The organism is Rhizobium rhododendri (assembly GCF_007000325.2).
Classification (GTDB): domain Bacteria; phylum Pseudomonadota; class Alphaproteobacteria; order Rhizobiales; family Rhizobiaceae; genus Rhizobium; species Rhizobium rhododendri.
Genome location: NZ_CP117267.1, coordinates 1,459,661 through 1,471,682, shown reverse-complemented (window position 1 = coordinate 1,471,682; position 12,022 = coordinate 1,459,661). Strand labels below are relative to the sequence as shown.

The following is a 12,022-nucleotide window of genomic DNA, read 5'->3' as shown; positions in this document are numbered from 1 at the left end:
CTCTCCTTCCTCCGAATCCGCCCTCGGCTGTCAAAGTCGCGGGAATCGTAATGTATCACCGGGATGACAAACTTTACGACGAATATTCAGACGGCGCGAAAGGTCGCAAGACCGTCGCTGCGGGCGGCCTCTAGGCGTTCTCAGGCGGCCTGGACGTTGCGGTCGGGGCGCCAGCACTCGCTGCGGATGAAGGCGGGAATTTCCGCAGCCGGCATCGGGCGCGCGAGCGCATAGCCCTGCAGACTGTCGCAGCCGAGTTCGGCAAGGATCCGGGCATGCTCCATAGTCTCGACGCCCTCTGCGGTGACGCCGATCTTCTGCGAACGACCGATCTCGATGATCGACCCGACGAGCCGCCGTTGCTCCGCCGATGCCACCAGGGGCTTGATGAGTTCGCGGTCGATCTTGAGGGTCTTGGGGCTCAAGCGGAGGAGGCCGACAATGGAGGCATGGCCTGTGCCGAAATCGTCGATTTCGATGTCAATGCCGAATCGCCTCAGACGCTTCAGGTTGGCAAGGGATGTCTCGCCATACTGGTCGAGGGAAATCGATTCGAGCAGCTCGAAGGACACCGTACCGGGCTTGATCTTCAGCGCGCGCAACGCCTTGCCGAGATTGGGGTCAGCCAGCCGGCGGGCGGAGACATTGACCGAGATTTTCGGGATATCGATCCCGGCGTCGCGCCATGACTGCTGGTCCGCGAGGGCTTTTTCCAAGACGAGACGGTCGAGCACGGCGACGACGTCGAGGTCATCGGCCGTCGACATGAAGCGGTCGGGAGACAGGATGCCATGCTCGGGATGTTGCCAACGCACCAGCGTCTCGACGCCGATGACGTTCAGCGTGGATGCAGAGAACTGCGGCTGGTAAAACGGTATGAATTCATGGCGCTCTATGCCGAGGAGGATTTCATCCGATAGGCGCTTGGTGGTGACGATATGCTGGCGGGCATCCAGCGAAAAGAACTCGTGCCTGTTTCGACCGCTGCCCTTGGCGCGGTAAAGCGCGATATCGGCATTCAGCAGCAGTTGCTTGGCATCGAGGTCGTCGCCGCTGTCGAAGGCGATGCCGATGCTGGCGCCGAACCGGATATCGTGGCCTTCGTAGCGAACCGGCTTGTGCAGTTCGCGAATAACCTGTTCGGCGAGGCCGGAAATCTTCCTTGAATATGCCTTCCGGGTGCAGACGATAACGAATTCGTCGCCGCCGATCCGCGCGACGAAATCACCGGCGGCGACGCCATCGCGCAGCACGGAGGCGGCATGCTTGAGCATCATGTCACCGGCGCGGTGACCCAGCGTATCATTGATCTGCTTGAAGCGATCGAGGTCGACATGGAGGACCACGAGGACCGTGCCATCAGCGCGGCACTCTTCGGCTCGTGCCGAGAGCATACGATCGAGATAGCGGCGATTGGGAAGCCCGGTCAGGTGGTCGTGGAGAGCGATGTGCTCGATTTTCTCCTTGGCCAGTTCAAGTTCGATGTTACGGGCTTCTGCGAGTTCCTTGGCGCGGTTAAGCTCGTCCCGGAGCCCGACCTCGGTCGTCACATCCCAGTTGGCGCCGATCATCCTGTTGGTGCCGCTGCCGTCCACAAATGTTGTCGAGCGCCCGCGGATGACACGGACCGTACCATCGGGCCGGACGATCCGATATTCCTGCTCGAAAGCCTCGCGGGCGGCTAGATGGTCCTGGAGATGCCTCTCGATTCTCTCCCGATCATCGGGATGGATGGTTTCGATCCATGCGTCGAGCCGCTTGAGGCTCGGCGTATGTTGCAGGCCGTAGATGACGAGCAGGCGATGGTCCCACTCGACAACCCCTGTATCCAAATTAGCCTCAAAGACACCGATGCCGGAGACATCGAGCGCCAGATCGAGCCGTCTCGACGTGTGTGTCAGCAACTCCTCGGCAGCCTTGCGGGCGGTGATGTCGATATCGGTACCGATAATTCGGGTGGGAGTGCCGTGCTCGTCCCATTCGACGCCGGCGCCGCGGCATTCCATCCAGATCCAGTGGCCGTCCTTGTGACGCTCCCGGTAGCAAAAGGTGCCGCTCACGGCCTTGCCTGAATTTTGCAGCTCGATGGACTTCAACACATAGTCGCGATCGTCCGGGTGAACGGACAGGATCCAGTTTTCAAGTGCAGCGTCGACTTCCTCCTCCGACGTGTAGCCGCGCATTTTTCGCCAGGTCTCGGAATAGCTCAACCGTCCCTTGACGAAGTCGTGATCCCAGACCCCGAGCCCCGAGCCTGTCAGTGCCGAGTTCCAGCGACTTTCCTTTTCGCCGAGGTCTTCGATGAGGCGTTTTTCACGGTCGATATCGGCCAGCTGGATGAGGATGCAATTTTCCGGTGTCGCAAGCTTCGTGAAGGACGCCGAAACCCAGATTGGACGATCCGAGTTGCCCCGCAGCCGCATCGAGACGGCTTCGACGCTGGGCTCGCTTGAAAGCCCGTTCAACTGCCTGCGAAGAAGGGGAAGGTCGTCGGGTAGAGTAAGTTCATCCACCGTCTTATGCCCGGTGGGAGTACCAAACTGCGCACAGAATGCTGCGTTGGCGTAGACCATGCAATGGTCGGCCAGCGAGACGGCAAGGGTTGCTACGGGAACGCGATGGAGAACATCGAAGACGCCCGCCGTCACGCCGTCGAAACGCGTCTCATCGTTTGAAAACCAAGTCAAAGGAGCACCCACAGACACTGCCAATACTGTGGGTGCATTTGATTAATTTGAGATAAACAACATAAGCGGAAAAGCTAATGTAACTTTGCCCTCAAACAGTCAGGGGAGTTTTTATGGTTTCAGTTTGCTGAGAAACTGCGCAAAGACCATCGTGCCCTCGGGCCAGGGACCATGGCCGGAATCGGCGTTGATGTGGCCGGCCTCGCCAGCGTCGATCAAGGTAGACCCCCAGCTCTTGGCAATCTCCTCGGCGTGCTCATAGGTGCCGAAAGGATCGTTGCGGCTGGCGATGGTCATCGATGGAAAGGGCAGTGTATCGCGCGGATAGGGGCCGAAGGTCATCAGGTGCTTCGGGCGGATTTCCGGGTTGGTAACGTCTGGTGGGGCCACGAAGAAGGCGCCGGCAATAGGCTTCTTGAAATGCGGGATGGCATGCAGCACCGAGGGCACGCCCAGCGAATGGGCGATCAGAACCACGGGCTTGGTCGAGGCATTTACCTCTTCGGCGATGCGGGCTGCCCAGTCGTCTCGCACCGGCTTCGACCACTCCGCCTGCTCGACGCGCCGCGCCGTGCTGAGCTTCTGCTCCCAGCGCGTCTGCCAATGGTCAGGACCGGAGTTGGTATAGCCGGGGACGATGAGGATATCTGCTTCGGATACTTTCATGCTTCTGCCATCTGTGAGCTGAACACGCCGGTGCCGGGATGAAGGCGGAGCCAGACGCTGCCGCCTTAGGATCGTCAGCCGAAAACGCGGCGGAAGATTGTGTCGACATGCTTGGTGTGGTAGCCGAGGTCGAATTTCTCGCGCAATTCTTCTTCGGAAAGCGCGGCGCGGACTTCGGGGTCGGCAAGCAGTTCTTCGAGGAAGTCCTTGCCCTGTTCCCAGACCTTCATGGCATTGCGCTGGACGAGGCGATAGGAATCCTCGCGCGAAACGCCGGCCTGGGTGAGGGCGAGCAGCACGCGCTGGCTCATGACCAGGCCCTTGAACTTGTTCATGTTGCGAAGCATGTTCTCGGGATAGATGACCAGCTTTTCGATGACGCCGGCAAGCCGGTTGAGTGCAAAGTCGAGCGTGATGGTGCTGTCTGGACCAATCGCGCGCTCTACGCTCGAATGGCTGATATCGCGCTCGTGCCAGAGGGCAACGTTTTCCATGGCGGGGATAACCGCCATGCGCACCAGCCGGGCGAGGCCCGTCAGGTTTTCGGTCAGCACCGGGTTGCGCTTGTGCGGCATCGCCGACGAGCCTTTCTGGCCGGGCGAGAAGAATTCCTCCGCCTCCAGGACCTCAGTGCGCTGCATGTGGCGGATTTCGATGGCGACGTTTTCGATCGAGGAGGCGATCACGCCCAGCGTGGCGAAATACATGGCATGGCGGTCGCGCGGGATGACCTGTGTGGACACCGGCTCGGCAGCAAGACCGAGCTTCTCGCAGACATATTCCTCGACTGACGGATCGATGTTGGCAAAGGTGCCGACGGCGCCGGAGATAGCGCCGGTTGCGATCTCTGTGCGGGCGGCGACGAGGCGGGCGCGGTTGCGGACCATCTCGGCGTAGAAGCGGGCAAAGGTCAGGCCCATGGTGGTCGGCTCGGCGTGGATGCCGTGGCTGCGACCGATACGGACCGTGTCCTTATGCTCGAAGGCGCGGGTCTTCAGCGCCGCGAGCAGGCGGTCGAGATCGGCCAGCAGCAGGTCGCTGGCGCGCACAAGCTGGATGTTGAAGGTGGTGTCGAGGACGTCGGAGGATGTCATGCCCTGGTGGACGAAGCGGGCATCCGGGCCGACGATTTCCGACAGATGCGTCAGGAAGGCGATGACGTCGTGCTTGGTGACGGCTTCGATCTCGTCGATACGGTCGACGTCGAAGGTTGCCTTGCCGCCTTTTTCCCAGATCGTCTCGGCCGCGGACTTCGGTATGACACCGAGGCTTGCCAGCGCATCGCAGGCATGGGCCTCGATCTCGAACCAGATGCGGAACTTCGTTTCGGGCGACCAGATGGCGACCATGTCCGGTCGGGAGTAGCGAGGGATCATAAGCTCTCAGCTTTCTTCAACAGCAGGAATTTCAAGGCTTGCCGCCCCTTTAGCAAAGACGGATGACAATCTCAACGCTTGGCGGGCGCTCATCGCAGGCGTCGCGCCAGATAGTAGCTTGCCGTCGGCAGCCAGATGAGCCCGAGCGGCAGAAACAGGCGGCTGCCGAGCACACCGAACTGATAGACCGCACTGGCACCGGTGAAGACGAACTGGAACATCCAGATGAGCGATCCGGCCGGTGCATGCCAGCGCGAATAGAAGACGCGGTAGTCGAGCGCGAAGAGAAAAGCCGTCATCGACATGGTTGCGAGCGCCAGGCAAAGCAGGCAGGCAGCAAAGCGTGTCTCCACCGGTTTGCCGCCCGATAACCAGCCAGCCGCCGTTACAGCAAGAGGCCAGGCGAGGGCGCCGCCGAGGAAATAGACGATCAGCAGGCTGTCGAGCCGGTCCGTCTGCAGGCCGTTGTGCCGGTAGAGCGCCAGTGCCGCGGAAAGCGTCATCAGGGCGCCCCAGGCAACAGCGCCTGTCAGATGCAGCGGTACGGTCGTTGTCCGCGCCGCCTTGTCGATCAGCGACGGCTCACGCCGCGCCAACGCGGCCCTGCTCAGCAGCGGCACGCAGATCGCCGACCGTCTTGCGATAGGCTTCAGCCGAGCCGCCCTTGAAGATTGCCGACCCTGCGACCAGCACATTCGCACCGGCTGCGGTGATCATCGATGCGGTTTCCACGGTCACGCCACCATCGACCTCGAGCTCGATCGGTCGGTCGCCGATCATCTGCCGGGCCTTGAGGATCTTGTCGGCCATTGCGGGGATGAACTTCTGCCCGCCAAAGCCTGGGTTGACCGACATGATGAGGATCAGGTCGACATCGTCGAGCACGTTTTCCAGCACAGACAATGGGGTCGCCGGATTGAGTGTGACGCCGGCCTTCTTGCCGAGATTGCGGATGGTCTGCAGCGAGCGATGCAGATGCGGGCCAGCCTCGGCATGCACGGTGATGCGGTCGCAACCGGCCTTGGCAAAGGCTTCCAGGTAGAAATCGACGGGCTCGATCATCAGATGGCAGTCGAAAGTGGCATCGGTAAAACTGCGCAGGGACTTGATGACATCGGCGCCGAACGAAATGTTGGGCACGAAGTGTCCGTCCATGATGTCGAGGTGGATCCAGTCGGCGCCTGCCGCGGTCACGTCACGGACTTCCTGGCCCAGCTTGGAGAAGTCGGCGGCGAGAATGGAAGGGGCAATTCGGATCGGCAACGGCATGGTCGGGGAAACTCCAAAGTCATCTGACGCTTGATTATCACCGGATGGGAGGAACGGCAACGACGCGCCGCCAGCACTCCACCCGGGCAGGGGCTTGCCGGCTAGTTGCCGGGCGAGACCGGCGGCTGGAAGCGATGGTCGCGCCATTCCAGCAGGCGATAGGGGTTCTCGGTCAATTCGTGATCGTTGCCGAAGGCGACGGGGCCGACCGGTGTCTGCCATGTCGTTCCCACGAGCTTCGCGGCGACTGGGGTCTTGTCCGCCAGCGCTGCGGTGACGGCCTGGTCGGCGATCAGGGCAGCCGCCGCCGTCGGCAGGACGTAGCCTTCCGGCTCGACACCGGCGTCGCGCAAGGCTTTGGCAGCCTGTGCGGCCGGGGGAAGGCTGGCATAGTCCGGTATGGTCACGGCAAGCACGCCGTCGGCAAGCGGAATGGGCTGGTCGGCAGCCCGCATCGCATCGCCTCCCATGATCTGCAGGGCATCCTTGTCCGCTGCCGCATCGCGGGCGATGATTGCGACGTCACTGCGGTCTCCGCCGACAAGCAGGGCTGTGGCGCCAGCCTTTTTCAGGCGCCTGCCGAGGCTGATCTGCTGATCCTGACCGGGACGAAGCGTGTCGTTGAAGACCGGTTTCAGGCCGTTTTCGTCAAGGCCGGTGCGCACGGCATCGACGAGTTCCCGGCCATGGATGGTGCCGTCATCGACCAGCGCCAGCGGCTGCGAGGCCCAGTTCTGCAGGATGACGCCGATTATCCGCTTTGCCTCGGCGCTGTCTGCCGGGGCGAGACGGAAAAACGGCCAGCCGTTCTTCAACGCATCTTCCATCAGGATATGCGAGCGCACGGACACGGTGATGGCCGGGATGCCGGCATCTTTCAAGCGCGGAAGCGCACCTTCCAGCGAATCGCTGCAGAGGAAGCCGATGGCGATTTGCACCTTGGCCTTGATCAGGGCGTCGGCGATGACCTGGCCGCTGTTTTCGGTGCAGGGTTCGTCAACTGTCGTCAGGGCGTCGTTGGCGGCCTGTGCCTGGAATTTTGCGCCGGCAATCATCTGGGCGCCGAGCGATGCGAAGGTGCCGTTCTGGGGCGCGACCACGCCGATGGAAACGCCGGCCGCATGGCTGCTTTCCGCCGCAGACAGCAGCGCCAGGGCGAGCAGGGATCGACGCAGCCTGTTCATGAAAGGAAAATCCCGATTGTTTCTCCTGTTCTTTTATCGGACCACTCCCTGCCGTCAAAGAAAATCCGGTACAAGACGTGCTTTCACCTGAGCATGGTGGAAAAGCTGGCGCGTGGGCTCCATATTGGCGATGCCAGCAGCAGAATGGGAGAGATCGCTTGGAACAGTCGTTGGATCCGGCCCATTTCAGAGACGCCATGAGCCGCTACGCCGGCCACGTGCAGCTGGTTGCGACCGTGCATGAGGGTGTCCGTCGCGGCGTGACGATCACGGCGGCCTGCTCGGTCTCCGACAATCCAGCGACGGTGCTCGTCTGCCTCAACAGCGGCAATGCCAAGAACGACATCTTCCTCGCGAGCGGCATCTTTTCGCTGAACGCACTCGGCGCCCATCATCAGGTGCTGGCCGATGCCTTCTCCGGCAAGACGCAGCTGTCCACCGACGAGCGCTTTGCCATGGGCGGTTTCGACACGCTGGCGACCGGCGCGCCCGTTCTGGTCGACGCCCTCGCTGCCTTCGATTGCAAGGTTGTCGATGTGACGCGCGGCACGACCCACAACGTCATCTTCGGGGAAGTGGTGGCTGTGCGTTTCAGTGAGCGACGCCCGGCTCTGCTCTACATGCACCGCGACTACCACGCCGTTGGCCGATAGATCTTCGTCCGGGCGGCGTGTTGACACATGCCGGCCTGACTTTAACTTTGGCTATCGGCGCTTGATTGCCATGCATTCCCCATCTTTTGTGGGGTCCAGGAGGACCAATGTCGATACTTGCAGGAACGGATGTCCTCGATACAGCCGAAAGATGGGCTGCTTCCGGCACGGCAGTGGCACTGGCGACGGTGACCGAGACATGGAGTTCGGCGCCGCTGCCGGTGGGAACACAGATGGTGGTCTCCGCGGACGGTGCCACAGAGGGTACGCTCTCGAACGGTTGCATCGAGAGCGACGTGGTTGCTGCAGCGCTCGAGGTCATCGCGACCGGCGCCGGGAGGCTCATGGATTTCCGGGTGACCGACGAGGTGGCCCGCGCTGTCGGCCTCTCCTGCGGTGGCAGGATCGAGGTCTACATCGAGAAGGTAGGCTGATGCGAATGGAAACGCTTAGCCAGCTATGTTCTTTGCGTCGTGACCGGCATGCCGCTGTTGTCGTCACCGATCTCGTGGATGGGACGGAGCGGCTTGTGGTCGAAGGCGAAGGGATCGACGGCGCTCTTGGCGATGCGGTCACATCTGCATTCCGGAGCGGCAGATCGTCGAAGATTGCACTCGACGGAAGCCAGCTTTTCCTCAACATCCATGTGCCAGAACCTAGAATCGTCGTCATCGGCGCGGTGCGGATAAGTCGAGCACTGGCGTCGATGGCGAGTGTGGCGGGATTCGATCTCACGATCATCGATCCCCGGATCGGCTTTTCGTCTGCCGATGGCTTCGAGTCGGCGCAGCTTATCGTCGGCTGGCCAAGGGAAAAGCTGGTGGTGGATCGCCACACCGCTGTGGTGGCGGTGGCGCATGAGCCTGATATCGACGACTACGCCATCGGCGCTGGGCTGCAAGCCGGGTGCTTCTATGTCGGTGCGCTGGGCAGTCGACGGAGCCATGCCGCGCGCCTGCTGCGTTTGCAGGCGGAGGGGTTTGGCGATCCGGACCTTTCGAGGATACATGCGCCAATCGGGCTCGACATAGGGGCCGTGACCCCCGCCGAAATTGCCGTCGCCATTCTGGCGGAGATTATCCAGTCATGGCGTCGCCGGTCCCCATCCTCGGCTGGGGAGGCAGCCTGATGCCGGAAAAGATCGCACGCTATTCCGTTGCAATCGTGGTGCTGGCAGCCGGTAAAGCCAGCCGCATGGGTGGTCCGCACAAGCTGCTGGCAACATTCGATGGCATCCCGCTGGTGACGGTCATGGTAGAACGGGCTTGCGCAACGGGCGCGCCGGTCTTCGTTGTCACCGGGCACAGACATCTAGAAATAACGGCCGCACTGGCGGGGCTCGATATCGAAAACGTCTATAATCCGGATTTCGAAAGCGGTATGGCCAGCTCTCTCGTCGCTGGTTTCGGCGCCGTGTCGGCGTCGGGGAGCGTTGGCGTGCTGGTGATGCTGGCCGACATGCCCGGCGTCGAAACCTCCGATCTCATGGCGCTGATCCAGGCGTTTCAAGCGGCCGGCGGCGAGGCTATCGTCCGCGCGGTCTCGGATGGAGAGCGTGGCAACCCGGTGATCCTGCCGATTTCGCTGCGCTCAGCCGTGATGGCACTGAGGGGCGATGTGGGTGCGCGCGGTATAATCGATGGGTGCGGCCTGCCGGTTGTCGATGTCGAGATCGGTCGTGCTGCGCATCTCGATGTCGATACGCCCGATGCCGTCCTTGCAGCCGGTGGCACTCTGAAGGAGTAAGGTCTTGGACAATCTTGATATCGAGGAAATGTTTGCGGCACTCGGGCCGGTGACAATCAAGCGGATGTTCGGCGGCAAGGGCGTCTATCATCAGGGCCGGATCATCGCCCTGGATTTTCGCGACGAGATGCTGCTGAAGGCCGACGATGTCAGTTCGCCCGCTTTCGAATCGGCCGGCGCCAGGCGCTGGTCGTACGAGGGGAAGAAGGGCAAGCCGGTGTTCATGCCGTATTGGTCGATCCCGGAGGATGCGTTCGACGATCCCGATGTCATGGCAAAATGGGTGCGGCTTGCATACGAGGCGGCGCTGCGGACGGAGAAGTAACGGCTGAAGTCAGGGAAAGAGATCGGTGTCTAGGTGGTCGATGGCAGCCCTGGTAAAGGCAGAAAGCGGGCTTGGCAGCGCGTTGCGGCTGAACCATCCGAATTCGGATAATTTGTCCGGCTCCATCAGCGATGGCTCGCCGGCAAAATCCGTGCAGACGTAAATCAGGGACACCCAGTGCTGGCGGTCCGCCTCGATGATCTGCTCCGTCGTGCAGAGCAGATCGATCTGTCCAATCTGGAGACCACACTCTTCCCCTGCCTCGCGTTTGGCAGCAGAGGCGGAGGCTTCCATCAGGTCGATCTTGCCGCCGACGATGTTCCAAAATCCGGCTTCGGGCGCCTTCATCCGCTTATAGAGCAGAAGCTTGCCGTCACGAAGGATGGCAAGCCCGGTGCCCAGCCCCGGAAAATCGGTGCCCGGTGCAGTCATCAGACCTTGGCGGCAGTGACGATCAGCATGAAAGCAGGGATGTCGTCTCCGAAACCCAGCGGTGTCGGGCCGTCGTCCTGGTCGCGATGATAGCGGGCACGACGTTCGCGATTGTCATCGTTTGCCGGGTAAGGGCGGCCGGGATTGTTGCGAGAATTATTGTTCTGCGGCTTGTTAGTCTCGATCTTGCGCTCGTTCTTCACAACTTCGGCCTTTGGTACGGGTGCAACTTCGACGGGTTGAACGACAGTATCAACCACGTCGATATCAGCTTTGTGAACGGGATGGCTCGGTGCAGAACGACCTCTGCCGCGACCGCGTTCCTTGTCTTTGTCGCGGCTGCTGCCACGGCGCGGACGTTCGGTTTCCTGGCTTTCATCTGCCGGCGGGAGAGCGTTCAGGTCGCCGTTAAGCCATTCGATCTTCTGATCGATCAGCTTCTCGATGGCATCGATATACTTCGTATCACGCTTGGTCACCAGCGTGAATGCTGCGCCCGAGCGACCGGCACGTCCCGTGCGGCCGATGCGGTGGACATAGTCTTCCGAATGGATCGGAACGTCGAAATTGAAGACGTGGCCGACATCGGGCAGATCGAGGCCGCGTGCGGCAACGTCGGATGCCACCAGCAGTTGGATTTGGCCATCGCGGAAATTCTGCAGCATCGTCGTGCGCGAGCGCTGGTCCATGTCGCCGTGCAGCGCGCCGACTGAAAAGCCGTGGCGCTCGAGCGAGCGGAAGAGATCGGCAACATCGACCTTGCGGTTGCAGAAGATGATCGCGTTCTTGAGATCCGTCTGGGCGTTGATGAGGTCGCGCAGTGTCGCGCGCTTTTCGTAATCCTTGCCGTGCGAGGCAACGAAACGCTGCGTCACGGTCTTTGCCGTCGAGGACGGCAGCGATACTTCGATGCGTTCCGGGTTCTGGAGGAAGCGGTCGGCCAGCTTCTGGATTTCCGGCGGCATTGTGGCCGAGAAGAACAGCGTCTGGCGGGTGAACGGGATCATCTTGACGATGCGCTCGATGTCCGGGATGAAGCCCATGTCGAGCATGCGATCGGCTTCGTCGATGACCAGGATCTCGACGGCTGACATCAGCAGCTTGCCGCGTTCGCAATGGTCGAGCAGGCGTCCAGGCGTGCAGATCAGCACGTCGGCGCCGCGCTCGAGCTTCTTGTTCTGCTCTTCGAACGACACGCCGCCGATCAGCAGCGCGACATTCAGCTTGTGGTTCTTGCCGTATTTTTCAAAGTTCTCAGCCACCTGGGCTGCCAGTTCGCGCGTCGGCTCGAGGATCAGCGTGCGCGGCATGCGCGCCCGGGCCCGACCCTTTTCGAGCATGGTCAGCATCGGTAGCACGAACGAGGCGGTCTTGCCTGTTCCGGTCTGCGCAATGCCGCAGATATCGCGGCGCTGCAGCGCAAACGGGATGGCGCCGGCCTGGATCGGAGTAGGGATGGTGTAGCCCGCGTCGGTGACAGCGGATAGGACTTTTTGGCTCAGGCCAAGGTCAGCAAATGTGGTCAAAGGGAAAACTGTTTCCGTTTCGGTTTGGTCGACCGCACGATGAGTCGACAGGCTGTATGCCGCAATGCAGCGCCACATAGTATCAAAACGCCCTGAAGTCAAGGAAATGAGGCAACGAGGGAGTGTTCCCGGCGCGCGGGGTAAAAAAATTCCGTCGC

At 61.5% G+C, this 12,022-nt stretch carries 13 protein-coding genes; 5 read left to right on the top strand and 8 right to left on the bottom strand.

Features of this window, described 5'->3' with window-relative positions; genetic code table 11:
• Nucleotides 1–140: 140 nt before the first annotated feature.
• The 6 genes from PR018_RS07305 to PR018_RS07280 all read right to left on the bottom strand — a co-directional run bounded on the left by PR018_RS07305 (nt 141) and on the right by PR018_RS07280 (nt 7,182).
• The gene (locus PR018_RS07305) at nt 141–2,687 is read right to left on the bottom strand and encodes a bifunctional diguanylate cyclase/phosphodiesterase (protein WP_142822819.1); all 2,547 of its coding nucleotides are present in this window, start codon (nt 2,685–2,687) and stop codon (nt 141–143) included.
• A 111-nt stretch (nt 2,688–2,798) separates the two neighbouring features.
• Nucleotides 2,799–3,353 (bottom strand): RBBP9/YdeN family alpha/beta hydrolase, encoded by a 555-nt coding sequence (locus tag PR018_RS07300; protein WP_142829152.1) that lies wholly within the window; start codon nt 3,351–3,353, stop codon nt 2,799–2,801.
• A gap of 74 nt (nt 3,354–3,427) precedes the next feature.
• Nucleotides 3,428–4,729, bottom strand: a complete 1,302-nt coding sequence (gene purB, locus PR018_RS07295) for an adenylosuccinate lyase (protein ID WP_142822816.1) — start codon at nt 4,727–4,729, stop codon at nt 3,428–3,430.
• A gap of 89 nt (nt 4,730–4,818) precedes the next feature.
• On the bottom strand, nt 4,819–5,304 hold the full coding sequence (locus tag PR018_RS07290; protein WP_142823587.1) for a hypothetical protein: 486 nt from the start codon (nt 5,302–5,304) through the stop codon (nt 4,819–4,821).
• Between the two features lie 7 nt (nt 5,305–5,311).
• Nucleotides 5,312–5,998 (bottom strand): ribulose-phosphate 3-epimerase, encoded by a 687-nt coding sequence (rpe, locus tag PR018_RS07285; RefSeq protein WP_142822815.1) that lies wholly within the window; start codon nt 5,996–5,998, stop codon nt 5,312–5,314.
• A gap of 101 nt (nt 5,999–6,099) precedes the next feature.
• Nucleotides 6,100–7,182, bottom strand: a complete 1,083-nt coding sequence (locus tag PR018_RS07280; RefSeq protein ID WP_142822813.1) for an ABC transporter substrate-binding protein — start codon at nt 7,180–7,182, stop codon at nt 6,100–6,102.
• Nucleotides 7,183–7,379: 197 nt separating this feature from the next.
• Here PR018_RS07280 and PR018_RS07275 point away from each other — a divergent pair, with 197 nt between their 5' ends.
• The 5 genes from PR018_RS07275 to PR018_RS07255 all read left to right on the top strand — a co-directional run bounded on the left by PR018_RS07275 (nt 7,380) and on the right by PR018_RS07255 (nt 9,906).
• Entirely contained in the window at nt 7,380–7,835 is a 456-nt protein-coding gene (locus PR018_RS07275) for a flavin reductase (RefSeq protein ID WP_142823586.1), read from the top strand.
• A 107-nt stretch (nt 7,836–7,942) separates the two neighbouring features.
• A complete protein-coding gene (locus PR018_RS07270) occupies nt 7,943–8,269 on the top strand; it encodes an XdhC family protein (protein ID WP_142822811.1) in 327 nt (108 codons plus the stop codon).
• A gap of 5 nt (nt 8,270–8,274) precedes the next feature.
• Nucleotides 8,275–8,964 (top strand): XdhC family protein, encoded by a 690-nt coding sequence (locus PR018_RS07265; RefSeq protein ID WP_307877635.1) that lies wholly within the window; start codon nt 8,275–8,277, stop codon nt 8,962–8,964.
• Complete coding sequence (locus PR018_RS07260) at nt 8,922–9,581, top strand: nucleotidyltransferase family protein (RefSeq protein WP_142822809.1); 660 nt, start codon at nt 8,922–8,924, stop codon at nt 9,579–9,581. Before PR018_RS07265 ends, PR018_RS07260 begins: the two co-directional genes overlap by 43 nt.
• Before the next feature lie 4 nt (nt 9,582–9,585).
• Nucleotides 9,586–9,906 (top strand): TfoX/Sxy family protein, encoded by a 321-nt coding sequence (locus PR018_RS07255; RefSeq protein WP_111221896.1) that lies wholly within the window; start codon nt 9,586–9,588, stop codon nt 9,904–9,906.
• A 9-nt stretch (nt 9,907–9,915) separates the two neighbouring features.
• Here the strand turns inward: PR018_RS07255 and PR018_RS07250 are convergent, their stop codons facing one another.
• Together PR018_RS07250 and PR018_RS07245 are read right to left on the bottom strand one after the other, a co-directional pair.
• Complete coding sequence (locus tag PR018_RS07250; protein ID WP_142822808.1) at nt 9,916–10,338, bottom strand: NUDIX domain-containing protein; 423 nt, start codon at nt 10,336–10,338, stop codon at nt 9,916–9,918.
• On the bottom strand, nt 10,338–11,864 hold the full coding sequence (locus tag PR018_RS07245; RefSeq protein ID WP_142822806.1) for a DEAD/DEAH box helicase: 1,527 nt from the start codon (nt 11,862–11,864) through the stop codon (nt 10,338–10,340). Before PR018_RS07245 ends, PR018_RS07250 begins: the two co-directional genes overlap by 1 nt.
• Nucleotides 11,865–12,022 lie beyond the last annotated feature (158 nt).